Source organism: Bradyrhizobium sp. Mp27 (genome assembly GCF_029953005.1).
GTDB lineage: Bacteria > Pseudomonadota > Alphaproteobacteria > Rhizobiales > Xanthobacteraceae > Bradyrhizobium > Bradyrhizobium barranii.
Map to the genome: position 1 here is coordinate 1 of NZ_JASAUS010000118.1, position 25,506 is coordinate 25,506.

Annotated in this window: 27 protein-coding genes; 9 read left to right on the forward strand and 18 right to left on the reverse strand. The window is 63.4% G+C overall.

Annotated features, from left to right (window positions below):
- The first annotated feature begins 661 nt into the window (after positions 1–661).
- Positions 662–2,284: an ABC-F family ATP-binding cassette domain-containing protein gene (locus tag QJT78_RS37665; protein ID WP_028152729.1), complete on the forward strand. Its 1,623-nt coding sequence runs from the start codon at positions 662–664 to the stop codon at positions 2,282–2,284.
- Positions 2,285–2,472: 188 nt separating this feature from the next.
- On the opposite strand, the gene QJT78_RS37670 is transcribed toward QJT78_RS37665, so the two are convergent.
- Entirely contained in the window at positions 2,473–4,686 is a 2,214-nt protein-coding gene (locus tag QJT78_RS37670) for an alkaline phosphatase family protein (protein ID WP_193375978.1), read from the reverse strand.
- A 252-nt stretch (positions 4,687–4,938) separates the two neighbouring features.
- Between QJT78_RS37670 and QJT78_RS37675 the strand changes: the two genes are divergently transcribed.
- Together QJT78_RS37675 and QJT78_RS37680 are read left to right on the forward strand one after the other, a co-directional pair.
- Complete coding sequence (locus tag QJT78_RS37675; protein WP_028152727.1) at positions 4,939–5,715, forward strand: class I SAM-dependent methyltransferase; 777 nt, start codon at positions 4,939–4,941, stop codon at positions 5,713–5,715.
- A gap of 73 nt (positions 5,716–5,788) precedes the next feature.
- Complete coding sequence (locus tag QJT78_RS37680) at positions 5,789–6,664, forward strand: MBL fold metallo-hydrolase (protein ID WP_028152726.1); 876 nt, start codon at positions 5,789–5,791, stop codon at positions 6,662–6,664.
- Between the two features lie 79 nt (positions 6,665–6,743).
- Here the strand turns inward: QJT78_RS37680 and QJT78_RS37685 are convergent, their stop codons facing one another.
- From QJT78_RS37685 to QJT78_RS37695, 3 genes are all read right to left on the reverse strand, one after another.
- On the reverse strand, positions 6,744–7,367 hold the full coding sequence (locus tag QJT78_RS37685) for a septal ring lytic transglycosylase RlpA family protein (protein ID WP_240537707.1): 624 nt from the start codon (positions 7,365–7,367) through the stop codon (positions 6,744–6,746).
- A 258-nt stretch (positions 7,368–7,625) separates the two neighbouring features.
- Positions 7,626–8,120 (reverse strand): hypothetical protein, encoded by a 495-nt coding sequence (locus QJT78_RS37690; RefSeq protein WP_212481123.1) that lies wholly within the window; start codon positions 8,118–8,120, stop codon positions 7,626–7,628.
- A gap of 87 nt (positions 8,121–8,207) precedes the next feature.
- Positions 8,208–9,317: a DUF937 domain-containing protein gene (locus QJT78_RS37695; protein WP_038944622.1), complete on the reverse strand. Its 1,110-nt coding sequence runs from the start codon at positions 9,315–9,317 to the stop codon at positions 8,208–8,210.
- Between the two features lie 879 nt (positions 9,318–10,196).
- Between QJT78_RS37695 and QJT78_RS37700 the strand changes: the two genes are divergently transcribed.
- Positions 10,197–10,460, forward strand: coding sequence for a DUF3551 domain-containing protein (locus tag QJT78_RS37700; protein ID WP_309248392.1), 264 nt, complete (start codon positions 10,197–10,199; stop codon positions 10,458–10,460).
- Between the two features lie 53 nt (positions 10,461–10,513).
- Here the strand turns inward: QJT78_RS37700 and QJT78_RS37705 are convergent, their stop codons facing one another.
- From QJT78_RS37705 to QJT78_RS37720, 4 genes are all read right to left on the reverse strand, one after another.
- Positions 10,514–11,485 (reverse strand): ABC transporter substrate-binding protein, encoded by a 972-nt coding sequence (locus tag QJT78_RS37705; RefSeq protein WP_028152722.1) that lies wholly within the window; start codon positions 11,483–11,485, stop codon positions 10,514–10,516.
- A gap of 54 nt (positions 11,486–11,539) precedes the next feature.
- Positions 11,540–11,896: a PilZ domain-containing protein gene (locus tag QJT78_RS37710; protein WP_028152721.1), complete on the reverse strand. Its 357-nt coding sequence runs from the start codon at positions 11,894–11,896 to the stop codon at positions 11,540–11,542.
- A 324-nt stretch (positions 11,897–12,220) separates the two neighbouring features.
- Positions 12,221–12,469 (reverse strand): hypothetical protein, encoded by a 249-nt coding sequence (locus QJT78_RS37715; RefSeq protein ID WP_041957907.1) that lies wholly within the window; start codon positions 12,467–12,469, stop codon positions 12,221–12,223.
- 116 nt (positions 12,470–12,585) lie between these two features.
- Complete coding sequence (locus tag QJT78_RS37720) at positions 12,586–13,548, reverse strand: alpha/beta hydrolase (RefSeq protein ID WP_028152719.1); 963 nt, start codon at positions 13,546–13,548, stop codon at positions 12,586–12,588.
- A gap of 125 nt (positions 13,549–13,673) precedes the next feature.
- Here QJT78_RS37720 and QJT78_RS37725 point away from each other — a divergent pair, with 125 nt between their 5' ends.
- Positions 13,674–14,351 (forward strand): nitroreductase, encoded by a 678-nt coding sequence (locus QJT78_RS37725; protein ID WP_028152718.1) that lies wholly within the window; start codon positions 13,674–13,676, stop codon positions 14,349–14,351.
- A 430-nt stretch (positions 14,352–14,781) separates the two neighbouring features.
- Here QJT78_RS37725 and QJT78_RS37730 read toward each other — a convergent pair whose 3' ends face one another.
- From QJT78_RS37730 to QJT78_RS37740, 3 genes are read right to left on the reverse strand one after another with little or no spacing between them, the layout of a single operon-like run.
- Positions 14,782–15,903, reverse strand: a complete 1,122-nt coding sequence (locus QJT78_RS37730) for an HD domain-containing phosphohydrolase (RefSeq protein WP_038944623.1) — start codon at positions 15,901–15,903, stop codon at positions 14,782–14,784.
- 50 nt (positions 15,904–15,953) lie between these two features.
- Entirely contained in the window at positions 15,954–16,286 is a 333-nt protein-coding gene (locus tag QJT78_RS37735; protein ID WP_028152715.1) for a PilZ domain-containing protein, read from the reverse strand.
- Positions 16,283–17,392, reverse strand: a complete 1,110-nt coding sequence (locus tag QJT78_RS37740; protein WP_038944624.1) for a DUF2336 domain-containing protein — start codon at positions 17,390–17,392, stop codon at positions 16,283–16,285. The genes QJT78_RS37735 and QJT78_RS37740 overlap by 4 nt, the downstream gene beginning before the upstream one ends.
- Before the next feature lie 301 nt (positions 17,393–17,693).
- On the opposite strand from QJT78_RS37740, the gene QJT78_RS37745 reads away from it, so the two are divergent.
- Positions 17,694–18,623 (forward strand): AraC family transcriptional regulator, encoded by a 930-nt coding sequence (locus QJT78_RS37745; protein ID WP_038944625.1) that lies wholly within the window; start codon positions 17,694–17,696, stop codon positions 18,621–18,623.
- 51 nt (positions 18,624–18,674) lie between these two features.
- Complete coding sequence (locus QJT78_RS37750) at positions 18,675–19,265, forward strand: NAD(P)H-dependent oxidoreductase (protein ID WP_028152713.1); 591 nt, start codon at positions 18,675–18,677, stop codon at positions 19,263–19,265.
- A 105-nt stretch (positions 19,266–19,370) separates the two neighbouring features.
- Here the strand turns inward: QJT78_RS37750 and QJT78_RS37755 are convergent, their stop codons facing one another.
- The 7 genes from QJT78_RS37755 to QJT78_RS37785 all read right to left on the reverse strand — a co-directional run bounded on the left by QJT78_RS37755 (position 19,371) and on the right by QJT78_RS37785 (position 24,687).
- Positions 19,371–21,452: a methyl-accepting chemotaxis protein gene (locus QJT78_RS37755; protein WP_028152712.1), complete on the reverse strand. Its 2,082-nt coding sequence runs from the start codon at positions 21,450–21,452 to the stop codon at positions 19,371–19,373.
- A 134-nt stretch (positions 21,453–21,586) separates the two neighbouring features.
- A complete protein-coding gene (locus tag QJT78_RS37760) occupies positions 21,587–22,027 on the reverse strand; it encodes a DUF1810 domain-containing protein (protein ID WP_028152711.1) in 441 nt (146 codons plus the stop codon).
- A gap of 777 nt (positions 22,028–22,804) precedes the next feature.
- Positions 22,805–23,134: an AlpA family phage regulatory protein gene (locus QJT78_RS37765; RefSeq protein ID WP_028152709.1), complete on the reverse strand. Its 330-nt coding sequence runs from the start codon at positions 23,132–23,134 to the stop codon at positions 22,805–22,807.
- A gap of 11 nt (positions 23,135–23,145) precedes the next feature.
- Complete coding sequence (locus QJT78_RS37770) at positions 23,146–23,520, reverse strand: hypothetical protein (RefSeq protein WP_028152708.1); 375 nt, start codon at positions 23,518–23,520, stop codon at positions 23,146–23,148.
- 31 nt (positions 23,521–23,551) lie between these two features.
- Entirely contained in the window at positions 23,552–23,848 is a 297-nt protein-coding gene (locus QJT78_RS37775) for a hypothetical protein (protein WP_038944627.1), read from the reverse strand.
- 2 nt (positions 23,849–23,850) lie between these two features.
- The gene (locus QJT78_RS37780) at positions 23,851–24,180 is read right to left on the reverse strand and encodes a hypothetical protein (protein ID WP_155258039.1); all 330 of its coding nucleotides are present in this window, start codon (positions 24,178–24,180) and stop codon (positions 23,851–23,853) included.
- Positions 24,181–24,318: 138 nt separating this feature from the next.
- Positions 24,319–24,687, reverse strand: coding sequence for a hypothetical protein (locus QJT78_RS37785; protein WP_028152705.1), 369 nt, complete (start codon positions 24,685–24,687; stop codon positions 24,319–24,321).
- Between the two features lie 216 nt (positions 24,688–24,903).
- Here QJT78_RS37785 and QJT78_RS37790 point away from each other — a divergent pair, with 216 nt between their 5' ends.
- Both QJT78_RS37790 and QJT78_RS37795 read left to right on the forward strand, forming a co-directional pair.
- Positions 24,904–25,119 (forward strand): hypothetical protein, encoded by a 216-nt coding sequence (locus QJT78_RS37790; RefSeq protein WP_028152704.1) that lies wholly within the window; start codon positions 24,904–24,906, stop codon positions 25,117–25,119.
- Between the two features lie 5 nt (positions 25,120–25,124).
- Positions 25,125–25,364: a hypothetical protein gene (locus QJT78_RS37795; RefSeq protein ID WP_028182188.1), complete on the forward strand. Its 240-nt coding sequence runs from the start codon at positions 25,125–25,127 to the stop codon at positions 25,362–25,364.
- The last annotated feature ends 142 nt before the right edge of the window (positions 25,365–25,506 follow it).

Here is a 25,506-nt window from a genome sequence, read left to right on the forward strand (position 1 = left end):
TGAAGCTCTTGCCCGGGAAACAAACTCAAACTAACAGTCCCTTGTCCTGCCTCGCGGGTGGAGGAATTTGACTGACCACACCCGGAGGAATTTGAAGTGACCCGCGGGGGGATTGAACATGTCGGGCTGGTAGTACCACTTGTACTCCACAGCAAGGAATGCTGCGCCAAAGGCCGTCGCGATCAGGAAAGCAGATGCATTCATGGATTTGGTCGGGTAATGGAACCCGGTCTGGTTGTTGTTATATTCTTGGACCATTTACGATAGAATCCACTAACAATCCGTAAATCGGTTGCGCCCGACATTTTCAACAACCAGTGGAAGAGCCGCCGCTGGTTCCGCTCAAGGGGGCACTTGCTGGTGCGGGAAAACACACCGAGCAAGGTCAACTCAGGGGCGCACGCCGACGCTTGACGGGTGGCAACGGCAAGTCAGCTGCTGGGCGTTGGCGGTCGACACGCCTTGCGGCTCGCACGGCGTGCTTCAGGCTGGACGCGGTCGGCGGGCTGGCCGTCGAGCGGGCGCGAAGCATTGCTCGGAACGTCGCGACGAATTACGGAAGCTCGCGTCTGGCGGGGTGGAATCCGGGCCCGGCCGGGCTTCCCCCGGCGGCCCGTATGGCCTATGACGCTGCAACGCAACATTCCCCCAAAAAGACCCCATGATCCGCCTCGACAACGTCAGCAAGCAAGCCGGCCACCAGATCCTGTTCATCGAAGCCTCCGCCGCCCTTAACAAGGGCGAGAAGATCGGGCTCGTCGGCCCGAACGGCGCGGGAAAGACCACGCTGTTCCGGATGATCGCCGGTGAGGAACTGCCCGATGAAGGGCAGGTTTCGACCGATCGCGGCATTACCATCGGCTATTTCAACCAGGACGTCGGCGAGATGAGCGGCCGCAGCGCCGTGGCCGAGGTGATGGATGGCGCAGGTCCCGTGAGCGAGGTCGCAGCCGAGTTGCGCGAGCTCGAGGCCGCGATGGCCGACCCCGACAAGGCCGACCAGATGGACGAGATCATCGCCCGTTACGGTGAGGTGCAGCACGCGTTCGAGGAGCTCGACGGCTACGCGCTCGACGGCCGCGCGCGCGAGGCGCTGTCCGGCCTCGGCTTCAGCCAGGAGATGATGGACGGCGATGTCGGCAAGCTCTCGGGCGGGTGGAAGATGCGCGTGGCGCTAGCCCGCATCCTGCTGATGCGCCCCGACGTCATGCTGCTCGACGAGCCGAGCAACCATCTCGATCTCGAAAGCCTGATCTGGCTGGAAAAATTCCTGCACGATTTCGAAGGCACGCTGCTGATGACCTCGCATGATCGCGAGTTCATCAACCGCGTGATCTCCAAGGTGATCGAGATCGATTCCGGATCGCTCACGACCTATACCGGCGATTACGAGTTCTACGAGCAGCAGCGGGCGCAGAACGAGAAGCAGCAGCAGGCGCAGTTCGAGCGCCAGCAGGCCATGCTCGCCAAGGAGATCAAGTTCATCGAGCGTTTCAAGGCGCGCGCGTCTCATGCCGCGCAGGTGCAGAGCCGGGTGAAGAAGCTCGACAAGATCGAGCGGGTCGAGCCGCCGCGCCGCCGCCAGAGCATCGCGTTCGACTTCCCGCCGGCGCCGCGCTCGGGCGAGGACGTCGTGGCGCTCAAGAACGTCTACAAGGGTTACGGCAGCAAGCGTATCTATGACGGGCTCGATTTCATGATCCGCCGCAGGGAGCGCTGGTGTGTGATGGGCGTCAACGGCGCCGGCAAGTCGACGCTGCTCAAGCTCATCGCCGGTGCGAGCGAGCCGGACGAGGGCACGGTGGCGGTCGGCGGCAGTGTCAAGATGGGCTATTTCGCCCAGCACGCGATGGACCTGCTCGATGGCGAACGCACTGTGTTTCAGTCGCTGGAGGATCAGTTTCCGACCGCAGGGCAGGGGTCGTTGCGCGCGCTCGCCGGCTGTTTCGGCTTCTCCGGCGACGACGTCGAGAAGCGCTGCCGCGTGCTGTCGGGCGGCGAGAAGGCACGCCTCGTGATGGCCAAGATGCTGTTCGACCCACCGAACTTTTTGGTGCTGGACGAGCCGACCAACCATCTCGACCTCGCCACCAAGGAGATGCTGATCACGGCGCTGGCGGATTTCGAGGGCACCATGCTGTTCGTCTCGCATGACCGCCACTTCCTGGCGACGCTGTCGAACCGCGTGCTGGAGCTGACGCCGGAGGGCATCCACCAGTTCGGCGGCGGCTACACGGAATATGTCGCACGCACCGGGCAGGAAGCGCCGGGGCTGCGGTCGTAGCCGCAATTCGTAGCCCGGATGGAGCGCAGCGCAATCCGGGGGTGGTGCCGCACGGAAGCTCGTGCGATGCGGATGGTCTGGCCCCGGATTACGCTTCGCTTCATCCGGGCTACAACCAAATCGAGAGAGTTGCAATGAACTCGCGGGATGGGCGCCGACCGGCGCCCATCCGTTGTGGTCCTCAATCGTTAGCGCAAAATCTCGCGCAGCACCTCGCCATCGACCTGGTGCGGCCGGACGCCCAGGATCTGCATGATGGTCGGCGCCACGTCGACATTGCGCATGCGGCGGATCGTCGTGTCGCGGATCCGCGGGCCGGCGGCGATGAAGGTCGCGCTCATCACCGGCAGCTTGGGATCGTGGCCGTGGGCACCGTAGAAATTGGGCATCGACAGCGTGGTCGTCGCCACATTGAACGGAGCATCGCCGAGCCGCGCGACGCCGGGGCTCTGGATGCCGTCGAAATTGTACCCCGGGGCCATCAGCGCGAACACGTCGCCAAAGTCCTGACCGATGGTCTTGCTGGTGCACTGTCCGAGCCCGGCCTCGCATTGTAGCGGGCGGGTCTCGACCACCGTGAACAGCCGCCCGTCTTCGAGCGAACCGTTGAATTTGGGGTTGGGATCGACGGCATTCCTCACGGCCTCGGTGATCTGCGTCACCAGCGCCTTGTAGGTGGCAGGATCGACGGCGCCGCCCTGTTCGCGCTGTTGCAGGTTGACGTAGATGTTGGCCGCCGGACCGGAGGTGCGGATCGCCACCTTGGTGGTGTCGATGCCGGCGTTCTTCAGGATATTGGCCATGCTGACCGAGGTGTGGAACGGCGCAAAGCCGTGGTCCGACACGACGATGACGTTGCTGTCCGGCCCTGCTGCATCGGCGATCCGCTTCACCGCCTTGTCCGCGGTCTGATAGGCGAAGCGAATGTAGGACTTGTAGCGGGCGACCTTGGCTGCGTCCTGGTTGGCCCCGATCGAGTTCGGGTCCTTCGGGTTGGTGCCCTGGCGCGGGTCGGTGAGCAGGAACTGATGCTCGGAGCCGTCGGGTTGCTCGATATAGACCATCACGAGATCGGCGTCGGGATTGTTCAGGATGGCGCGCTCGCCGATATCGGCCTGATAGCGCACGAAGGTCTTGACCATGTCCTCGAACATCGCCTCGATCTCGATGTCCGGGAAATTGGTGAAGCCCGGGCTCAGCCGCTCCGGAATGCGGAAGTCGGCCTGCGGACGCCAGAAGCCGATATTGTTGTTGATGTCGTCGACGTCGGTCAGGACCGGTGCGTTGCGCGGAATGAAGTTGGCGCCGTAACGGGCGAAGCGCACCACCGAGAGATCGGGCGCAAGCTGCGAGACGAAGTAGGCCGCACCGACCTTGGCGCCGCTGCCGTCGAAGAAGAACGGCGCGTTCTCGCCACCGAACTTCGCATAGGCCGGTCCGGTCGCCGGGGGCTTGAACGGTCCAGCCGCGATGCCGCGCGTGACGTCGAAGAACACGAGCGTGTCGTAGTTCACCTTGCTGTCATTGGTGGTGTCGAGCGCCGCAACCCGGATCGCGTATTTAATGTCCTGGGTAGCCGCGTTGGTGCAGGTTGCGGTTGGAGCGGATGCGCATGAGAACGTCTCGATCGGCGCGGAGGTTGCCAGCACCGGGCTGAAAGAGAAGCGGCCAGCCGCCTGGAGGGCCGTGGCCACGGCCGGATCGGCGGCGAAGTCCGCCGATGTGAGCGAAAAGCCCTGGGCGCCGATGCCGCCGAATGCGCCGAACGGCACGGTGTAGTCGGTGATGCGGATCGGCTGGGCCGGTTGCACCACTGTGCCGTTGATCGAGATGTCGGCGCCGTCGCCGCCCGGCCACGTCGCAGTGACGACTTTCTTGCCCTGCTGGCGCAGTTGCACCCACAGCGGCAATGCCGTCGGACGCGGCGAGGGCCCGAGCGGGCTCTCGCGATAGCCGCCGATCGGCGCGGCAAAACCGCTGAGGCTCGACGTAACCGGCCCGACGATCGCCTGGAAGGTGTTCGAGGGAATGTCGTTATGGACCGCGGTCGAGCCGGTGGCGATCTCGATGTGCGAGACGGCGGTAAGTGACGGCGACGCCGTGATGTTTTGCTGCGCCACCGCGCCATGGCGGCTGAGCCGCGCCAGAGCGCCGTCGCGCGGCAGTACGCCTTCGTCGATAAATTGCTGGATGAAATCGGGCTTTGCACCGTCGAGCGAGATGACGACTACCGGCGGTGAGCGGTGTCCGTGATGATGGTCCCGATCATGGTCGCGATCCCTGGAATTGTCGAAGCCGCGGTCGCGGCCGTTGTCGTCCTGATCGGCGTGCGCCGGAATTGCGGTGCCGGCCAGCGATGCGGCGAGCGATATCGACGAGATCAGGGAGAAGAACGCTTTCATGTCCACGTGGGGCCCCATGTTTCTTGCTGCGCAACCTGCGCGGGTTTGACCTGGAATGACGCGGGGATTATCGAGCGCGGCCCACGACGCGCGTGTGACGCCTCGGCGACGTGTGTGCGTCGTTGAGATAACGCGGCGTGGCGGTGGTCACGTCACACCGAAATCAAGGTCCCGGCCGCACAGGCATGCGCAAGCCTCGCGCAACCCTCACGGGCGATGGTCCGCTCCAGGGCGAAGGTCGCGGAACGGGGCATGATCACCAAACTGAGAGAGATTTCCGCGGCGCCTCTGCCGTGCAAGATCTGCAGCGCAGAGGCCGCACTGTTCGGCGTGGTCGACTTCGCCAAACACTGCAATGAAGCGCGCGGCAGGCGGCTGCCGCTGTTGGGGAAGCCGGTCTATTACCACCGCTGCCAAGGCTGCGGGTTCCTGTTCACCGATGCATTCGACGACTGGAGCGAGGCGAACTTCAAGACCGAGATCTATAACGACGATTATATCGAGGTCGATCCCGACTACAGGGAGGCCCGGCCGACCAGCTGCGCAAAACTGGTGCAGGATCTGTTTGGAGCCAGCAAGGCCGAGTTGCGCGTGCTTGACTATGGCGGTGGTGGCGGCCTGCTGAGCACGACGTTGCGCAGCTCCGGCTTCCTGGAGGCGCAGACCTTCGATCCCTTCGTGGCCGATTTCTCGCGGCCGCCGCAGGGGAAATTCGATATCGTCACCTGCTTCGAGACGCTGGAGCACATGCCCGATCCGACGGCCGGCATCGCCGCCATCGTCTCGAGCACAAAGGAGACCGGACTCGTGCTGTTCTCCACGCTGCTGCAGCCGCCTGATTTCGAGGCGCACGGCGTCAATTGGTGGTATGTCGGCCCGCGCAACGGTCACGTCTCGATCTTCAGCCGTGCAGCGCTTGTCCGTGCCTGGCAGAACCACGGCTATCTGACCGCCTCCTTCAACGACAATCTGCACATGGCCTTCCGCTCGCTGCCCGGGTTTGCCCAGCATCTGCTGAAGCAGGCCTGAGCGGCGCCCGGCGCGTCTTGAACGCGGTGGTCTTGCCCGCTACGTTCCCTCCCCAAAGAGGGAGCGAACAACCATGAGGCAACTCCGGATCGGCGACATCACCATCGATGCGGTGATCGAGCGGGAAGGGCCGTGGCGGCGGCCGCAGGATTTCTTCCCGGCCTATGACGAGGGCGTGTTCGCCCGTCATCTGCCGACGATGGAGCCGGAGGTGTTCGACACCGCGCGCGGCATGATGGTGATCACCTATCAGACGTTTGTGGTGCGCACGCCGCGCTACACCATCCTCGTCGACACCTGCACTGGCGAGGACAAGGGCCATCCGCCGCCGTTCGACTTTCCCGGCAAGGAGCGCTGGCGCAACGAATTGTTCGCGCTCGGCATCTCTTTCGAGCAGATCGACTACGTCTTCTGCACGCATCTGCACATCGACCACACCGGCTGGAATACGACCTTGCGCGACGGGCGCTGGGTGCCGACGTTTCCGAATGCAAAGTACGTCTTTCACAAGGGCGAGTACGCGGCCTGGGAGACGGAGAATGCCAAAGGCAACAACCCGCCCGGCACCGTCTTCCGCGACAACTGCCTGCCGATCGTCGAGGCCGGGCAGGCGCTGCTGGTGGACGACGACTACGCGCTCGATGACACCGTCACGCTGACGCCGACGCCGGGGCACTCACCCTGTCATTGCTGCGTGAATATCTTTTCGAGGGGTAGCCGCGCGGTGGTCGCGGGCGATCTCATGCATCACCAGATCCAGTGCCGCGAGCCGGACTGGTCGGCGAAGCCGGATTGGGATGCCAGGCAGTCGGCGGTGTCGCGGCGAAAGTTCTTCGCCTCCGTTGCGGACACCGACACGCTGATCCTGCCGATCCATTTTCCGGCGCCGACGGTCGGGCTGATCAAGCCACTGGATGGGGCGTTCGACTATCGGTTCAAGAGGGACTAGGCCGTGTACTTCCAAATCAGTCCTTTCCCGCCGTTTTGATCACGGCCCGGCCGCCGTCGATACATGAAATGGGCGGTCATTATCGAACGATTTCAAGCGTGACATTGACCACGCCGATCTTGATCATTCCAAGGGCTTGGGCCGCACCCGATGTAACGTCGATGATGCGTCCATGAACAAATGGACCACGGTCGTTGACTCTTACGATCACGGACTTTTTGTTCAAGACATTGGTCACGCGCAGGCGCGTTCCGAAAGGCAAGGACGGATGCGCCGCATGCAGCGCATGCTTGTTGAACCTCTCGCCGCTCGCGGTCATCTGGTCTTCCGAGTAGAAACTCGCAAGCCCAAACAGTGGGGTTTCCCTTCTGGGATGTTTTTTATGAAATGCATGCTGATGTTTGCTTTTCCGATGCGTTGCGCGCCGAATGTCGCCGTGAGCTTTCGGGCCTTGCCCTGCTGCGCGCTGACGCCGTCGGGGTGATTTCGTGGCAAGCGAGGGGAGGTCGTTGGCGTTTGGCGAACCGTTTGCGTCGCGGGTATGGTCATGCACTTCCCGCGGCGTTGCGCCAGGGACAATCGCCGACTTCGTTATCCGACTGAACTTCGCATGCGCAGATTCAATTCCACCATCGAGTGCGATGCATGATGCAGCAATCGCGGTAGCAGCGAGCAGTGCAGGTTGACCGCTCCATCGTTTCATGATGGCCTCCCAGCGCCTCAGCTGGTTGGAGTAGTTCGGTTCCAGGAATTGCCGGCTTTGACATATGTCAACGTTGCTGTGGAAGGCAGCGGAGTTGCTACTTCGGTCAGCGCCCAGCCGATGCGCAACGAGAATTTGCCCAACTGCCCGCACATCGCCGCAAAGAAAAGCCGCTGGCCTTGGGGAAGCCAGCAGCTCCGTCATCCAGTAAACCAATGGTGCAGGGCGCGTAGAGGTGGGCCGTGCGGCCCACCGAGATCAGATGCCAAGCGCGCTGGAGATTTCGCCGAGGGTTGCTTTCTCGGCGTCACTGACCTGAACACCCCCGCCGAACCACCCTCCGCCTTCCGATGCAGCCTCAGCCGTCTTTTGACTAATCTGACGCAGCCAGCCCTTGAAAGCCGCGGCATCACCCGGAGCTTTTGCAGCAAGCAGCGCCGTGACTTCATGCAACGATGCGATCGTCTTGGTCTTGATCTCGGCCGGCGAGCTCTTTCCGAGCTCTGCCTTCAACCCATCATGAGCCGCCGTCCGGCCGTCGCTCGTCTGGAAGTCGGCGACCACAGCCTTGACCAAGGGGTTGGCATTGGGGTCGGTGGCCACCTGGGCGAGGGCGGTGCCGCCGGCGAACGATTCCTTCAGAAGGCCAAACAATCCGCTCGGCTCGGCAGCCGTAATGGCCATTCCCGCATTCATTGGGCTTCTCAGGAGGAGCGCCCATTCGTCCTTGGTGAAATTGGTCTTGTCGGCCATGGAGTCTTTTCCTTTCATCTTGCAGGACGGGAGGCTGCGAAACACCTCCCGCCGCTGCAGTGTGGCGAGTTCATTGCGTGTGACGTCTCAGACTTTCGCCAACTCATCGAGCTTGGCACGAAGATTGTCGATCACGGGCTTTGCGATCGTGCCGGCCGGCGTCGCCGAGATCTTGTCGCACATCTCATTGATGGCCGGCGCCGCCGCGACGATCAGCTTGGCAAGCGCGCGTCGTCCTTCCGGAGAAAGCTTGGCAGCTCGCGCCGTGATGCCATCCAGCTGTGAGATGGCGTCGTTGATCTTCGGCAGGGCCGCCTGCGCGCTGGCTTGATCGGTGATGGTTGGCAGTTGAGCCTTCAGTGTACCAAGGGACGAATTGACCTGGTTCGCCAGATTCACGCCGTCAACGGTCAGATCCGCGGGCGCCATGCCCACGGTTCCGGTTGAGGGCCGCGTGACGTTTGTATTCTGAGCGACCGTCGGCTCGGTCGGACGCTGAAGCGCGTATATGGCAAGTCCGGCAACGATAACGAGCGCGGCGAGCCAATATGGCCATTGCGACCGGCCGGCGGCCATGGCGGCTTGGCGCGCGCCAGTGGCGCCAGACGCGCCGGCGATCCGGCTCCCTGTGGCGGCGGCCGTGGCCATTCCACTGCGTGCCTTGTCGATCAGGCCCGCGGCGCCGAGTTGATCACTGAGGCCCGATGGAATCGCCGCCATGATCTGATCTTTCTGCGAGCGCAGAAGCGATGCCAGTCCGTTTGCATCCATCCCGGCGTCATGCTGCTGCTTGCCGAGCATACCCAGGACCAGCGGCCCGACCACGGCGAGCAACGACTTGCCGCCGCCATCGCCCATTCCCGCGAAACTGCCGATCGCCTGGGCCATGGTATCCATGGTTCGGCCTCCAAGCAGTCCGGACAACATGCTCGAACCCGTCTGAGCCAGGTCCGGGGCGCCGGCGTTGCGCAACATATCCATGGGATTGCTGGCTTGCTGTTGTGACAGCAGTTTTGACAGTTGATTGGCGCCGGCCGGGGTTCCGACCAGATCCGACAGGCTGGCCAGTATGGTCGGGATGGCCGCTATTGCGGCCTTCTGCGTCGCGCTTCGGTCCATCCCAAGAAAGGAGGAAATCTGCGCAATGACTTCAGGGGTCAGGAGCTGTTGTGCAGCTGAAATGAGATTGACGGCCATGGCGGTCTCTCCACTACGTTGCAGGTCTGTTGGTTGCCCCCTAATTCGCGAATTTGATGTGACAGACGTGGATGGTTCCGAGCGTCGCCTATCGCCCAAGTTGAGATTGCATCGATAGTTCGACTCCTTGATCCAGATCAAAGGTTTTCGGTGCAGGGCAAATGCGAAGAGTCCGGCGCGAGAAATCCAGTGCGCTGCGGCCCATCAAGTGGACCTGGTTGAAAGGCATCAATGTTTCGCTGCTGGGCCAGGATTGGCTATCGGCTCCAAGCACCGCAATGCCCGCTAGCGGGCATGATGACGCGCAGTGGGATTGTACCAGAAGACAATTGTTCGTCGCGCGGACATCCACGTTACTAGCAGTGCGCGGGTGGGCTGCGGTCCGCGCCTCGATGACGGTCCCGGAACCTCACACTCAACCCAAGTCCGGGGCCGTCGTTTGGATAATCCAAATTGATCAGAAGGATCGTCGACCGCGTATCGAACTTCGCCAGTTTCTTGCTCGCAAGCCCTGGATGCGGGCGCGCGGCGCTAGCTTGCCCGCGCTGCGGATGTGAAGCCTCCCGCGAGAACGTTCAGCGGGGACGAGCTTGGGGATGCTCTCACCTGATTTGCGAGCAATGCGGAAAGACCAGTGATATTGCTGGATGGCGGCTGCAGGGTCTTTCCGAGCAAGGCTCAGGGCCACTTATCGGATGAGCTATGTCCGCCGGCCCGGGGCGAGCGCTGAGGTGCCGATATGGGCGCGACGGATCGCTGGCCGCTTTCGTCGAGCGACGACGCAGGAGCCAAAAGCGTCGCAAGCGCCTCCTGTCTCCACATGAGCGGCGGTCGAACCGGAAAGCTTGGATGATCCATTTGGAGGAGGCGGCGATGCGGATGCTCCGTTGGCTGATCCTGGGCAGTGCGGCGATCCTGGCGATCGCCTCGGCTACAGCCCAAACTTACGATCCCAGCCATCCCGTCTGCCTTCAGAGATGGGAGTGGGGCGGCAGCACCTATTTCGAATGCGCTTATACGTCATGGGATCAGTGCCGAGCGTCGGCGATCGGACTTTCCGCGATGTGCGTGGAGAACCCGTATTGGCAGCAACCGCAGGCGAGGCGATCAGGCGGCCGCTTGCGTTCATCAACCCCATACTGATGCGCCCGGCGACAGTCTGCCAAGCGCAATTTTCGCGCGCAGCATTTCCGTTGCTATTCGATCACCTCGTCGGCTCGGGCGGACAGCGTCATGGGAATGTCGAGACCGAGGGCCTTGGCGGTCTTGAGGTTGATATTCAGGGTCACATCCGTCGTCTGCTGGACGGGAAGCTCCGCCGGACGGGCCCCTTTCAGAATGCGATCAACATAGCCTGCAGCGCGTTGCCATAGTTTGAAAAGGTTGGCCGAGTACGACATCAGTCCTCCTCTCTGAGCCGAGTCGCGGAATGGATAGATCGCCGGCAAGCGCCGCTCTGCAGTGAACTCGATCAGGCGGGGAACGAGGGGTATCAGCGATGGATCGTCGGTGACGACGAGACCATCGAAGCCTCTCTCCCCAAGCGCGGCGAAGCTGTTGTCGATGTCCGCGCGCCGTATCGAGAGAGCCGTCAGCTCGATACCGAGACCGGGCGCCGCTTTCTGCATGAGTTCGACTTGGTTGGCGGTCGTCGGATTGTCAGGATTCCACAACACTGCGACACGGTGCACTTTCGGTGCCGCCTCCTTCAGCAGTTCCACCCATTTGACACCGTATTCGCCCGAGAGCTGCGACAGCCCGGTGATATTGCCGCCTGGTCGGGCAAGGCTCGCCACAAGACCGGCTCTGACCGGATCTCCGCTCATGCAGACGATCGGCACCGTGGACGTTGCACGTTGCGCAGCCTGCGAAATTGGTGTGCCTGGAGTCACGAGAACATCGACGTTGAGCGTGAGGAGTTCAGCGATCAATGCGGGAACGCGCTCCGGCTCTCCGTCGGCGTAGCGTTCTTCGAGCAGCAGGTTGCGCCCCACGACATATCCCAGGTCCGCAAGTCCCTGACGGAAGCCGGTCTGGTAGTACAAGTCCGTCCCGCGAACGCCACCCCAGACATAGCCAACCCGCGGCACCGCGGGTTGCTGCGCGTGGGCCGCGAGGGGCATGACGACCGTAGCGCCGAGAAGCGCGACAAAATTGCGGCGTTTCATTCGGTCACCTCGCGACGCCCTACCGCTGCAATACGCACCCGCGCGGGCGAGGAGTCAGGTCGATACTTCCGGGCTAAAGACCCCGCCGCGGCACACGAGCCGGCGATCAAGTCGCACCACATTCGCGCGCGCGCCGGAATCGTTCGCTGCTTTCGGCGAGCGACGACGCAGGAGGAAGGAGACGCCGCAGAGCGTCCCCTTTCTCCATACGACGCGGCAGTAGAAAATTCCGGAATGGCCGTCGAACGACAACACAAACTCGTCGGCAAATACGTAGTACGGCGTGGAAATGCGGGCACCCAAGGCGTTGATATCGCGCACCAGGCACGGATGAGTCCCGTGGATGTCACCAAACGATAGCCGTGCGGCCCGGTTGATCGGTATGCGCTTCATTGCACGACGTTCGATCATGGCGAGATGCTCCCAATGAAGGACGATCGCACTCGACGAAGTCACTTTCCCGGTCCCGCCGATATCCGGAAAACGGCAATTCCCGCACGTTGATCTGTGCGGCTCACGCTAACAAGCAGCGTTGTTGTCTTATTAAAATTGGATCGAATTGGTGGTTAATTCGAGCGGCTTGACGACGACGTTACCAGAGGACGTGCGTGCCTTCGACTTGGTCCGGCCATCGGATCTGTGCCGCACGGACACACATACGTGGATGCCCGGGACTGGCCCGGGCACGACGGAGTTGCAGAGTGTCCGTGCAGCAGTGGCGAACCAGCAGCGCCCTTACGCGCCGACTTCGCACTTCTTCATGAAGCTGTTCTTGGCGGCGCCGGCGAGCGGCTTGCCGTCGGCGCTGACGGCCTTGGGCGCGCAGGCGTCGGCCTTGCACTTCTTCATGAACGAGGTCTTGGCGGCGCCGGCGAGTGCCTTGCCGTCCTTACCGACCGCCTTGCTCTCGCAGGTGTCCTCCGCGAAGGCCGAGCCCGCTGCAAAGGTGGCGACGATCGCTGCGAGAAAAATCCGCTTCATCATGGGTGTCTCCCTAGGACAAAATTACCGAGCGGATTGGAGCCGCGAATCGTGGCGCAATCAAGCAGGATCAATGCGCGCCACGACCGACATCGCGGATTTTTCCATTCATCTGCGGTTCAGATTCCGCGCGCGAGCAGTGCCTTGAAATCGGCTCGTGCGCGTTGCGCCTCGGCCTTCGCGGCCGCGGAAGCATCGCCAAGGCCGAAATAGCCGTGGATCAGGCCGGGGCCCTCATGGTGCTTGACGCGGACGCCGGCGGCCTCCAGCGCCTTGGCATAGGCCGCGCCTTCGTCGCGCAACGGATCGAACCATGCGGTGGTCACGATCGCGGGCGCGAGCCCTTTGAGCGAAGCGGCGCGGAGCGGCGAGACCCGCCAGTCGGCGGCATCCTTGGGATCGGCGAGATAGTGGCCGCAAAACCATTCCATCGTCGCGCGTGTCAGAAAATAGCCGTCGGCATTCTCGGTGCGTGACGGATAGGGCGCGTTCTCGCGCGCATCCGCGTAGCCCCCGACGACGTCGGTCACGGGATAGACCAGCAATTGTGCGGCCAGCTTGATGCCGGCATCGCGGCAGGCGATCGCGGTGGCGGCTGCGAGATTGCCGCCGGCGCTGTCGCCGGCAACGCCGAGACGCTTTGCGTCGCCGCCAAATTCCGCGACGCGGTTGAAGATGTCACTCGCGGCGGTGAACGCGTCCTCGAAAGCGCCGGGAAAACGCGTTTCCGGCGGGCGCCGATAATCGACGGAGACGACGACCGCGCCGGTTTCGATCGCGAGATTGCGCGCCTGCCGGTCGTGGGTTTCGAGATCGCCCGCGACCCAGCCGCCGCCGTGGAAGAAGACCACGGTTGGCGCAGGATTGGGGCCGAGGCGATAGACTCGTGCATCGAGCGGGCCGGCGCTGCCTTTCACCTTGATATCCTGCACCGTGTCGAGGGGTGGCGGGGGCACCTCCGCACGCGAGGCAGCCAGTGCGCGCAAGGCATCGCGCGCGCTCTGTGGCGTCATCGTGGTGGGATCGCGCAGCGGCAGCAGCGGAATGATTTGGGCGATGACGGGATCGAGCGGTGCGGGCATTTGCGGGTCCTCGCTGGGTTCTTGGTCTTGCTTGCGGGTTAGCATAGATTTGGCGTACCGCATCGGCAACCGGTTACGCGTTACAATTGCAATGCCGCGGAATGAACGGTCAGGGAGGTCAAGAGTTGGAATTCGAAACGCTGGTCCAGTCGCGCCGCAGCGTGCGCGGTTTCAAGCAGCAGCAGGTATCCCGCGCGGTGATCGAGGCGATTATCGAGAGCGCCAAGCGCGCGCCGTCGTCGATGAACACCCAGCCCTGGCATGTGCATGTGCTCACTGGCCCTCCGCTTGAAGATCTGCGCCGCCGCAACATGGAGGAGATGGTCGGTGGCGCCAAGGTCAAGCGCGACATCATCAGCCATGGCGAATACCAGGGCATTCATCGCACCCGGCAGGTCGACATCGCCAAGAAGCTGTTCGGCGCGATGGGGATCGCGCGCGACGACAAGCCGATGCGGCAGGACTGGGTGCTGCGCGGCTTCCGCCAGTTCGACGCGCCGGTCTCGCTGGTGCTGACCTATGACCGCGTGCTGGATCCCGGCGCGGTCTGCCATTTCGATCTCGGCGCGCTCTGCTACGGCATCGTGCTCGCGGCCTGGGACCGCGGTCTCGGTTCGGTGATCAACGGGCAGGGCATCATGCGCTCCGACATCGTGCGCGAGGTCGCGAGGATTCCGGAAGACGAGGTCATCATGACATGTGTCGCGATGGGGTACCCCGACGACAGCTTCGCCGCGAACGCCGTTCGCTCCGATCGCGAGGGCAACGACGATTTCGTGCGTTATGTCGGCTTTGCCGACTAGCGCGAGAAGTCACTGATGCCCACAGCCGGCTGACGTTGCGAGCCGGCTGAAGCGGCGGAAAGGAGATTATTCTCTCGTTGAAATTTTTGGGCCGAGTCGTGAGTGGCCTCTTGCAATCTCGATCGCGCGGGAGGAACAATACGCGGAGTGAAAGGTTTGTTGCTGGCGCGAGGGAATCGACATGCGGCGGCTGGCTAGCCTGGTTCGACGGTTCTTCGGTCCACGACCGCGGTATCCGATTGATGATGATCCAAATCTTCCCTTCACATCCGATGAGCTCGGCAAGCTGATCCGGAGTGGCAGACGCGAGGACATGAAGCTGCTTGCGGATGGACTGGCCTCCCGGTCGATTCCGCACCGCGCCAAATACCGGGCCACGCACTAAGCGCGGTTCGTGACGAGGTCGTGCGGGATCGCTCCGCCCGCGCGGTCATCGCGTGAGCGCAACCTCCTTGAACGAGGTTACGAGGGCTTTCTCCAGCTTTCCGGTCATCCCGCAAAGAATGTTGTAGGCCTCGGTGCGCGGCATTGTCGGCTTGTAGTGCCGGTGTTCGATCAGCGCGGCGAAGATGTCCGAGATCGTCAGAATGCGGACGATGTCGTTGATGCTCTCGCCGCACAGCGCGTCGGGATAACCGCTCCCGTCGAGATATTCGTGGTGATGCCGCACGGCGTCGAGAATCTCGGGCGAGATTTTCTCGTGATCCTTCAGAAACTCGTAACCCGCTGCCGGATGCTTCTCGATCATGGCGCGTTCGTCGGTGTCGAGGCGGCCGGGCTTGTCGAGGATCGCAAGCGGAATCTGCGCCTTGCCGATGTCGTGGAACATGGCTGCGGAATACAGCCGCTCGAGATCGGTTCGCCCGACGCCGAGGCTCAGCCCGAAGTCGATCGCCACGCCGGTCACGAGCAGGCAATGCTGGTAGGTTCCCTCATGGTGACGCCGCACGGTGGCAAGCCATTCGGACAAGCCGTGCTCGGTGATGCGGTCGGCGATCCTGCGGCCCGCTTCCTTCGTGCCGTCGACGTCGAGGGGCTCGCCGAGCGTGACGGCCGGGAACATCGAAGCGATGGCGGTCGCCGCGGTTTCGACGGCGTCGTCCGGTTGCGCCGCGTCACTCGAGGCAGCAGAGGTCGGCTCGGCCGGATCAGCCAGCGCTGCCAGCAGCTTGCTCTTGTTGAGAGCCCCGGGAAGAACGAGGGTGGCGCCGAGTGCGTAGGCCTGCGAAATGCCGACGTGGGACGAGTGCTCGACGAGGAAGATGCGCTTCGTGGCTTTCGCCATCTTGCCGGCGCGCTTCTTGATGGCCGCGATGGTGCCGACGTCACGCAGCTCCGCGCGAACCACGACCGCGAATGGCACTTGCGACAGCCTGGCTTCCGCATCGAGTCGTTCGCCAGCGACGGTAAATTGCCGTTCGAGGGCCGAGCAGACGCCCGCCAGTTTGTCGGACGAATCGGCCAGCACATGGACAAACGGGCGAACCGCTTCCGTCGTTCGGACGCCGCCGTCGCTTTTGGCGGGGCTGGATATGCTTCGGGCACTCTGCACGGCGGACCGGGACTATGATGGCATTGAATGAGCTCGATGAATTCTGGAGCCTATTTGCTCGGCGTGGAGTTTGGCGCGGCGGCCGCCTTTGCGCTCGCCGGCTTCTTCTTGCCGTCTGCTGTGATGAAGTGCACGCCGGCCATGGTGCCGTCGATCCACACCAGTTCGCACCGCCGGTAGGCAAGACCCGTCGATGACAGCAGCATGAAGAATTCCTTGGCCTGGAGCACGTCGAGCGTCCCCTCGACCTCGATCTTGGCGCCACTTTGCGACACGTCGAGCAGGAAGCAACTGCGTCGCCAGGTGCCATCGGAGCCCATCAGATTGACGGCCTGCTTGTGATCCATCCGTACGCGAAGCGCCTTTCGACCGTCGAACCTCATCGGCTAACCCCCATTTTTGTGCCGCGATGTCCCGCATCGCTTGGGTTGGCACTCGCTGCAATTTCCCCCCAGCGCACTGTCCATTGGCTGGTCGACAAGAGAAGCGTTTCGAAAATCTGCTGCGCCCGTTCGCGCTCGACGAAGGAGAGCCGTGAGCCGCTGCGGTTGCTCAGGATCGCAAGCGTAGTGGCCCAGTTCAGCCGCGCGGCCCGGCAAGCCATGACGAGGCCCTCGCAATCGTCATTGGTCATGACGTGCTCCACGATCTCGATCGGAGCGCCCGAGAGCACCGACAGCGCCGTGAACAGATTGGCCGTCTCGCCGCGGATCGTGAAGCGGTTGACGGTGGAATGGTTGAGCTTGCCGACGCGGCTGAGGGCGACGATCTCCGGCCTCGCGCTCGCATAGTCGGCCGGGCAGGGCAGTTTGAGCGGAACCGGCGCGGCGCGTTGTGCAGGCGGAATGGTGGATGCGTTGGCCTTGGCCGGCGCCTTCGGGGCCGGCGCCTTCTGGGAGAGCAGCTTCCGGACGACCAGGTCGGGCGTGCCGGGCCGCAGCACCAGCGCCTTGGCAATCTCGTCGTCCGGATCGGCCCTGGCGATCAGCGCGGCGTAAGCTGCCTCGGAGAATTGGGTTCCCGGGTTCTTGATCAGCGCAAGGCAGATCGGGCCGCCGCGCTTGATCAGGGCCTCGGCCACTTCAGGCTCGATCGAGTTGCGCGCGGCGATCGCGCGTTGATGCCGCTCGCCCCACGAGGCCGCGATCGTCGCGAGATCGGTGGCGGAGACTGCCTGCGATTTGAGGAGGACTGGACAGGCCACGTCCGGGTCGTCGTGCGAGGCAAGGCGTTGCAATGTCTCGGGCGGGGCGACCTTGAGCTCGGCAAGCGCGGTGCTGAGTTGAACGAGCGCCTTGGCCTCGACGCGTTCCGTCAAGCGCAGCAGAACGCCGTCAACCACGCCGGCGAGCAATTCCTGAGGCCGGTCGCGGCTACCACTGAGCAACTGCACAATGCCGGATAGGATGCGTGCACAGCGGTCCGGCGGGCACGTCGCGACCGCCTGTTCCAGCTCAACCAGAATATCAGCAGGCAAATTTGCCATCATGGCAGGGGCCTGACTCAAAAAAATCGCGACAATCCAATGACCTTCATTCCGCCTGACAGGCGTTAATTTGAAATTTAGAGCTTGATCGACGGGGTATCAGCGCACCGCTGGCGGCGCTGGAAACGCTATCGAAATTCGGCGAGACTCGATGCGGCGACTTGTCCTTGAACGGGACCCTCGCCAACTGAACGAGACGAATTAGGATGATTCTTTCGGTCGAACGGGACAACCGAAAGGGGGAAACTCGGGCCGGCATCGCCGCCGGACACGCGTTGGTTACGACGCGACGTTTCACATTGCCATGAACGATATTGCGCCCAAGGTATTTCGCTTCTCCGACGTCGATGAATTTCGAAATGCCATACGAGGCCTGAATTTCGAGTTCACGCCCTTCGTACGGAGGATTTCGGCCGAGCAGACCATTCTGTCGCTGCCCGGTTGCGACGTGAATTTCACGCGGGCGTTTCCCCGCGTCGTCGACGCGCAGCTCGTCGAGAATTGCACCGCCATCGGATTCACGATGGACGAGCTCAACGTGCCCATCCGCTTCAATGGCTCGCAGCGGGCCCGACCTGTCATCGTGATTGGCAGCGGCGGCGCCGCCTACACCACCATCGAGGAGGTGGAGCGGCAAATTGCCTCGGTGGTGTTCAGGCCGGAGGTGACGGATCGCGGCTGGCCGCACGCGACATCCAGCTTCAAGATATTTGAAACAACGGCCGCGAGCCTGAACCGGCTGCGCAGCCTGGTTCGCGAGGTGCTGGCTGCTGCGTCGGAGCCCATCGGTGCCGCGGACGTGCCGCTGAAGGCCGCAGCCATGAAGGAGTCCCTGCTTGGCGCCGTCGACGACGCGTTCGAAAGCGTCGTTCCCGCGCGATGGACCCTGCGTCCCAATGACGAGCGCAACTTCACGATCTTCCGGGAGATCCGCGCGCTTCTGTCCGACGACCTCTCGCAGCCGATCTACAGCGAGGAGATCGCGCGCAAGCTCAACCTGTCCGTCCGCACCCTGCACGACGTCGTCCGCCGCTATCGCGGCATGAGCCTGCATCGCTATTTGCGCCTGCGCCGGTTGTGGCTGGTGCGCCAGCGCCTGCTCGCCGGTGCCGACAGCGTCAAGGCCGTCGCACTGGCGTTCGGCTTCTGGCATCTCAGCGACTTCTCCAGAAGCTATCGCGACCAGTTCGGCGAGACGCCGTCGCAAACGCTGGAGCTCGGACGACAACGGTAGCGCGGCAAATCGGTTGAGGCCGTACCGCTGATTCGTGCTAGCGTGCCGGCCATGAGTAATCGCATCCTCGTCCTCTACGGCTCCTACCGTTCCGATCGCATGGGCGTCCGCCTTGCGAGTTTCGTCATCGATCGCCTGCGCCAGCGCGGCGAGGAGGTCGAGTTCATCGACGCCAAGGCGATCGGCCTGCCGATGCTCGACCGCATGTACAAGGAATATCCCAAGGGGACGGCACCCGAGGCGCTCGAGAAGCTGGCGGGGCAGATCCGCGGCGCCGACGGTTTTGTCTTCGTCACCGGCGAATACAATTGGGGCATCCAGCCCGGCCTGAAGAACCTGACCGATCACTTCCTGGAAGAGTGGTTCTGGCGGCCGGCCGCGATCGTGAGCTACTCCGCCGGCCGACTGTCCGGCGCACGCGCCTCGACCGCCTGGCATGGCACGCTCTCGGAGATGGGCATGGTCGTGGTGTCGAGCACCATCGGCGTCGGACCGATCGCGCAGACGCTGTCGGCCGAGAACGAGCCGATCGGCGAGGGCGGCAAGGCACTGGAGCGCTCGTTCCCGCGCTTTGCCGACGACCTGCTGTGGTGGATCGAGGCCGCCAAGGCGCAGCGGACGCGCAAGGCGCCGCCTTATTGACGTCCCGTAGCCCGGATGGAGCGCAGCGAAATCCGGGGCCGCTTTATCCGCGGTGCGAATCCCGGATTACGCTTCGCTCCATCCGGGCTACGAATCCGGGTGCAGTTACGCCGCCCTGACCTCGCCGAGGAAGCGGTCGAACTGGCCGGCGAGGTCGCGCGACTGGGTCGAGAGCTGCTCGGCCGCGCCCAGCACCTCCCTCGCGGCCGCACCGGTGTCGTCGGCGGCGCGCTGCACGCCCGATATGTTGGTGTTGACCTCCTGGGTGCCGCGCGCGGCCTCCTGCACGCTGCGGGAGATCTCCCGGGTTGCCGAGCCCTGTTCCTCGATCGCAGCCGCGATCGCGGTGCCGATCTGGTCGATCTCAGCGATGACGTCGGCGACGTTGCGGATCGCGTTCACGGTCTCGTCGCTTGCGGACTGGATCGCGGTAATCTGCTCGGAGATTTCGGTGGTGGCCTTGGCGGTCTGGCCCGCCAGCGATTTCACTTCGGAAGCGACGACCGCAAAGCCGCGGCCAGCGTCGCCGGCGCGGGCGGCTTCGATGGTCGCGTTGAGCGCCAGCAGATTGGTCTGCTCGGCAATGCTCTGGATCAGCGTGACGACGTCGCCGATCTTCTGGGCACCCTCGGCGAGCGTGCGCGCTGTGTCGCCGGTGCGGCGGGCGTTGTCGACGGCGCGGGCCGCGATCTCGGTGCTTTGTGCCACCTGACGGCCGATCTCGGAGATCGAGGAAGTCAGCTCTTCGGTCGCGCTCGCGACCGTCTGCACGTTGGTCGAGGTCTGCTGCGAAGCGGCGGCGACGACCGCGGCCTGGCTGTTGGTCTGGGCCGCCGTCGAGGTCATCGACTGCGCGGTGCTCTCCATGGTGGAGGAGGCTTTCGACAGGCCGCCGACGAGCTCGGTGACCTTGGCCTCGAACGCGCGGGTGAGGCCGTCGAGCGCCTGGGCGCGGCGCATCTTGCTGTCGTTCTCGGCCTGCTTCTCGGCCGCGAGGCGGTCGGCGCGGATCATGTTGTCCTTGAACACCTGGACGGCGGCGGCCATCGCCCCGATCTCGTCGGAGCGCTCGGCGCCGGGGATCTCGTCCGCAACGTCGCCGTCGGCAAGGTGCGACATCCGGGTCGTCAGGCTGACGATCGGGGCGCAGACGCGGCGGCGGACCATCACGATGAGGCCGGCGCTGGCGATCAGCACGGCGAGGAGGCCGGCGAGGGCGATGGTGAAGCTGGTGCGCGCGGCGGAGGAGGCGCCGGCGAGAATCTGTTCAGCGTTGTCGTAGAAGGCGTCGCGGACGTCGATGATGGTGCTGAGGCCGCGCTGCGTGGCAGCGTAATAGGTGTCGACGTCGTGTTCGTACTTGCCGCTGATCGCACCGTCCTTCACCAGCTTGAGCTCGCGGCCGAACTCCTCGATATAGATCGAGTTGAACTTCTCCAGCGCCGCGGCAACGTTCGCCGGCGTCGCCGGATTGCCGCGCAGCTCCTGCAGCGTCATCACGATCTGGTCGTTGCGGCCCTGCGAGCGGCTGATGTCGGCCTTCTCCGCGTCGGTCGCCGGTTTCTTGCCCCCGACGAGATTCTTGTGCAGGCTGGAGTTGAAGCCGCCGACGTCACGCAGCGTCATCGCGACGTTGGCATAGCTGGCCTGGCGGTAGGCGTCGCCATTGAGGATCGCCATGCGGCGGACCTGCTCGTTGAGCAGAGCGGTCACACTGGCGTTGAGCACGGCGTTGTCGCCGACGATCTTCTTGGCCGCGTCCTTGCGGGCATCCGCCGGTCCCGCCATCGCCTTGTCGATGGCCTCGCGCAGCGCCGTGAATTTCGAATTGATGCCGTCGATGTTGCTGCCGATGGTGGCGCCGTCGTCGAACGGGCCGGGCAGCTCCTTGCGCAGCGCGTTCATCCTGTCGCGGGCGCCGTCGGTCTGCTTGCGCAGCTTGTCGTGCTCGGCGAGCTGCGCCGGGTCGAAGGTCGCGGGCCCGTAGAGGATGTTGGTGGCGAAGCCGCGCTCGGGGTTGAGGTAGCGCGGGATGTCGCTGGCGGCGCGGACGATCGCGAGCCGTCCCTGCGCTTCGGCGATCCTGTCCATCGTCTGGTACTTCGTCACGGCGACGTAGACGGCGAGGCCGCCGCCGACGGTCGAGAGCGAGACGATGGCGGTGGTCAGGAGCGTACCGATTTTCATGATCTGTCCGGCAATTGGCGCGGGGAAGAAAATTATTCTGCGCAAACGATAGGCAGCCGGTCTTAATCCGGAGTTTACGCTGCCGGCCGCCATGCTCGGTCTGCATGCGTCCATTCGTCTAGGCGTAGGTCGTGCTAGCGCGCCGGCCGATCGAGCCTGGCGAGGATCTCCAGCGTCGCGCCATCGCGCTCGCCTGCGAAATATCGGGCGAGCGCCTGGTCGAAGACGGGTTCGTCGGAGACTGCGCCGAACAACGTCATCGACGAGCGGAATTTGGCGTCATCGGGCGCGCCGAGGATCGCGTTGATGGTGCGTCCCTCGACGGCAAGCACGAGCGTGGTGCATTCAATGAGTCGCGGACCGAGCACGGGGTGGGCGAGGTAGGCTCTGGCCTCAGCGCGCGAGCCGATGGCGTAACGCTGCGACATGGCGCTGAAGCCGAGGCCGGCGATCTGCGGGAAGACGAACCACATCCAGTGAGTCTGTTTCCGGCCCCGGGCCAGCTCCCCCTGGACGTCGCGAAAAACCGGGTCCTGGGCCCTAACGAAGCGCTCCAGGTCGAAAAGATCGGTCATTGGATACCTCAAGGGGGGGCTTGTCGGCCGCGATTATGCCTAACTTTTGGCTCCCAATTTAGTCAATCATCGTAACTAGTTGATACTATTGCATATTTTTTGCGCTAGATGGTCTCGGGCTAACCGTGGGCTAACGCGATCCCAAAAACATAGGGGAAAGCTAAACCGCTTTTCGTCTCGGACGACCTCCGTGCGAAATTTGAATGTGCAGTAGGCTAATTTTGATAGTGACGTGATCTTAGATCATTTCTAAATTCGTTCCTGCTTCGGAATGAGGTGGTGCTTTGGAGCGGGAACATGCGAGAATTTCGCGCATATTTAATCGATGGCGCGGGGCACATAACGCTCCGAGTTGATATTGTGGTGGAGGACGAGGCGGAAGCTCGGCAACGAGCCAAGCTGCTTGTAGACGGGCGCGCGGTAGAGCTTTGGGAAGGCGCAACCAGGCTCGATAGATTTGAGCCAATCAGCAGGCACTAAGGCCGCCTCAGTTGGCGGCCCAAACAAAAGGCTCCAGTCCGGGGCTGGCAAGACTGGAGCCTCTGGGAGCCTGAGCACGCGGTGAGTGGCGCGCTCGGCTAGCACTTCATTCTATCCAAATGATAGGGGCCGCGCTATGGCGGCCCCTGCCGGTTGCAATAATTGTTCGTGATGAAATGCCAGCCCCGGCAGCATAAATTAAAATCAGCATCCGCCCGAAATCAAGTGTCCTGCTTCGTCGCAGCGGGCGTCCTAATTAGGACAGCACCGAGCTAACCGCCAAAACACCGGGAAAAGCTAGACCGCCTTCAGCGTACGCGGCGGGCGGCCGGGCTTGCGGCCTCCTGCGCGAGCCTTCATCGCCTGTGACAGCGCGGACTTCGGGTCGCGCAAATCCCGCTGCCACGCGATCACCTCATCCTTGAACCACAGCTTGCGGTGCGGCGTGATCGGCTCGCCCTGCGGGAAGACCTTGTCACGCTCCAGCCGGAACAGGGTCGTGCGGCTGATTGGGATGATCGCGAGAACCTGCTCGGCGTTGAGCATGGGCCGCACCCCGGAGGCAGACTCGTCGGTGCGTTCGTTTTCGTTGGTGGCGGTCTTGGTGCTCTGGTCGCGGTCGTTCACGGGCGGCCCTCCTAACGCTTGTAGACGGTGGGGAGCGCGCCGCCTGCGGCGCGCTGGTTGGTCTCCTCGCAGAACGCCAGCGCCGACAGGTGGTCGTGCAGATGCTTCAGGGCGTCGGCCGCCTGCGGGTAGGCGATGTGGTGCCGCGCGACCCGGTCGAGGTGCAGGATGAGATCGCGGTGCGGACTTTGCGATCCCCCTGGCGAGCCGAATTGGGGCTCGGGGGCGAGCATCGAGCGGTGCGCCCAGTCCTGCCGGTAGTCGCAGTGGCAGCACATCCAGCCGCTGTGCGTGGCCACAAGGGTGCGGTCGGCACCGTCGTGGGCGTCGGGACAGGTGAACGGGTGGAACACGCCCAGCCGCTGGAAGCGGTTGAGCGCATCCACCTCGCTCGATGTCCAGGGGGGCGTGGACCTATCAGTCATAGTGCCACCCCTTGAGGTGTTCGATGCCCTTGCCGGTGATCGAGTAGCTGATGGGGTCGTAGCGTTTGCGCTCCGGGCTGATCTCGATCAGGCACCGCGCCATCAGGACGGCGCGGTGTTCGCTCTTGGGCAGCCCCTTCGCGCTGGGGCTGGCCGGGGTGTTCGCCTTGAACCAGTTGAGCCCCTTGCGCTCGTCGCGGCTCAGCGGGCGCGCGGGCTTCGTCGGGGCTGGCGCCGGGGTCGGCGCCTCGACATCGCCGACGCCCATGAAGGGATCATGCCGCGTCATGGTCACAGCCTCAGCAGCCGGTCGGCGATCTCCCCGACCGCATCGCCGATGCGGGTGGTCTCGTCGTTGACGCGCATGCAGGCGTCGATCTGCTCGTTGAGGGTGACCTTGGTGGCGGCGCCGCCGACCAAGATTTGCTGCTGCAGGGCGTCGAGCTGCTTCTTCAATTCGACGATGCGGTCGCAGACATCGCCGACGACCTTATCGACCAGCGAATTGATGGCGTCGCGCTGCGGCGCGCCGTAGGTGGGTGGCTGCACCATGGGCTGCTGCGGTGCAGGCGGATGCGCCGGATAGATGCGCGTGGCCGACCGCTCGATCTCGTCGCGCAAGGCGGCGATGCGGTCGCGTTCATTTCTGTGTGTGTCGGATTGGCGAGCGTATGCGTCCATGACGAAACTCCCCTTGCTCTCTTGTTGAGAGCCGGGGAGCGTATATCGTACTAAGTACGAAGCGCAACCGCGTTCGATCTAGGCTCGAACCTTCTTCTTCAGCAGCTCGACCTGCTTTTTCGCTGCCGCCAGTTCAGCTTCCGCCTTGGCGCGCGCCGTTGCACGCTGCTCGGCGGTTTTCAGGCTGGCTCTGAATTGCGGGGATAAGTGTTTGTCCAGTCCCCACCACAGCCACTCGGCGAGCGGTTCCTTCAGCTTCTCCCTGAGAAGGAAGGCGATTTCGCGCGGGATCGGGTAGCCGCGCTCGTAATTGTTCCACCGCTTCATGTCGATGCCGATCTTGTCGGCAAAGACTTGCTGGCTCCCTGCCGCAACGACCTCTCGCAATAGTCTCAGCCGCGCCTTGTACGCGTCGGCGTCCTTCTCGAAGCCCTTGATCTTCTTCATGCAATCTCGCCCCAGCGCGTGTGTGCAGAAAGATACCTATAACTGGTATACACATAGGTTATGCAACCTGCGCGAAGTTGTATCGCACTTAATGCGCCTGCGCAATGAGTACGAATTTCTAGCTCGACCGTCCTTTTAATCCCGCCGCAATTCCGCCTCCGTCACAAATTCGAACTGAGTTCGATAGCAATCGCAGCTTGCGAACTGAGGTCGAGCATGCGCAGACTGACGACCGCGAAGGCAGTGGTCGATCACCTCGGCGGTTTGTCGAAGGTGGCGGTCCTGACGGACACGAACATCAACACCGCGAAGAACTGGCCGGGTCGCGCAGGAGCGTTTCCTGCGTCCACGTATGTCGTGATGAGCCGCGCGCTGCGGCGTCGTCGTGCGATTGCGGACCCGCGTCTCTGGGGCATGCGCGGTCTGGAGTAACGCGCATGGGCATCAGCCTCGACCAGTGGGACCAGCGGATCGGCCCACGCCTCGACGAGATCAGGTGGCACGCCGACGCGATCTTGCGTGCCGTCAACGCGATGCATCTGCAACCCGATTTCGAGGCGTGGGCCGAAGGCCAGCTGGTGCTGACCAAGGATGCCCTGACGTACTCGCTGCGTCAGGTCTCCCGCGCGCTCGATGCGTACAGGGAGAAGCCCCATGACACTGGAGCTGGTTCATAGCTCGCCCACCATCGAAATGGAGCAGCGCGTCCTGCGTATGCAGAGCGACGCGCTGATCCTCAAAAACGAGATGACCAAGGCGCAGGCCCGCGCCGTGTTCCTGATCCTGCAGGACGCCCGCGACAATCTTTCGAGGGTGATC

Coding starts and splice junctions, on each gene's coding strand:
- QJT78_RS37665 (WP_028152729.1), top strand. CDS start 662: ATGATCCGCCTCGACAACGTCAGCAAGCAAGCCGGCCACCAGATCCTG.
- QJT78_RS37670 (WP_193375978.1), bottom strand. CDS start 4,686: ATGAAAGCGTTCTTCTCCCTGATCTCGTCGATATCGCTCGCCGCATCG.
- QJT78_RS37675 (WP_028152727.1), top strand. CDS start 4,939: ATGATCACCAAACTGAGAGAGATTTCCGCGGCGCCTCTGCCGTGCAAG.
- QJT78_RS37680 (WP_028152726.1), top strand. CDS start 5,789: ATGAGGCAACTCCGGATCGGCGACATCACCATCGATGCGGTGATCGAG.
- QJT78_RS37685 (WP_240537707.1), bottom strand. CDS start 7,367: ATGAAACGATGGAGCGGTCAACCTGCACTGCTCGCTGCTACCGCGATT.
- QJT78_RS37690 (WP_212481123.1), bottom strand. CDS start 8,120: ATGGCCGACAAGACCAATTTCACCAAGGACGAATGGGCGCTCCTCCTG.
- QJT78_RS37695 (WP_038944622.1), bottom strand. CDS start 9,317: ATGGCCGTCAATCTCATTTCAGCTGCACAACAGCTCCTGACCCCTGAA.
- QJT78_RS37700 (WP_309248392.1), top strand. CDS start 10,197: ATGCTCCGTTGGCTGATCCTGGGCAGTGCGGCGATCCTGGCGATCGCC.
- QJT78_RS37705 (WP_028152722.1), bottom strand. CDS start 11,485: ATGAAACGCCGCAATTTTGTCGCGCTTCTCGGCGCTACGGTCGTCATG.
- QJT78_RS37710 (WP_028152721.1), bottom strand. CDS start 11,896: ATGATCGAACGTCGTGCAATGAAGCGCATACCGATCAACCGGGCCGCA.
- QJT78_RS37715 (WP_041957907.1), bottom strand. CDS start 12,469: ATGATGAAGCGGATTTTTCTCGCAGCGATCGTCGCCACCTTTGCAGCG.
- QJT78_RS37720 (WP_028152719.1), bottom strand. CDS start 13,548: ATGCCCGCACCGCTCGATCCCGTCATCGCCCAAATCATTCCGCTGCTG.
- QJT78_RS37735 (WP_028152715.1), bottom strand. CDS start 16,286: ATGAGGTTCGACGGTCGAAAGGCGCTTCGCGTACGGATGGATCACAAG.
- QJT78_RS37740 (WP_038944624.1), bottom strand. CDS start 17,392: ATGATGGCAAATTTGCCTGCTGATATTCTGGTTGAGCTGGAACAGGCG.
- QJT78_RS37745 (WP_038944625.1), top strand. CDS start 17,694: ATGAACGATATTGCGCCCAAGGTATTTCGCTTCTCCGACGTCGATGAA.
- QJT78_RS37750 (WP_028152713.1), top strand. CDS start 18,675: ATGAGTAATCGCATCCTCGTCCTCTACGGCTCCTACCGTTCCGATCGC.
- QJT78_RS37755 (WP_028152712.1), bottom strand. CDS start 21,452: ATGAAAATCGGTACGCTCCTGACCACCGCCATCGTCTCGCTCTCGACC.
- QJT78_RS37760 (WP_028152711.1), bottom strand. CDS start 22,027: ATGACCGATCTTTTCGACCTGGAGCGCTTCGTTAGGGCCCAGGACCCG.
- QJT78_RS37775 (WP_038944627.1), bottom strand. CDS start 23,848: ATGACGCGGCATGATCCCTTCATGGGCGTCGGCGATGTCGAGGCGCCG.
- QJT78_RS37785 (WP_028152705.1), bottom strand. CDS start 24,687: ATGAAGAAGATCAAGGGCTTCGAGAAGGACGCCGACGCGTACAAGGCG.
- QJT78_RS37790 (WP_028152704.1), top strand. CDS start 24,904: ATGCGCAGACTGACGACCGCGAAGGCAGTGGTCGATCACCTCGGCGGT.
- QJT78_RS37795 (WP_028182188.1), top strand. CDS start 25,125: ATGGGCATCAGCCTCGACCAGTGGGACCAGCGGATCGGCCCACGCCTC.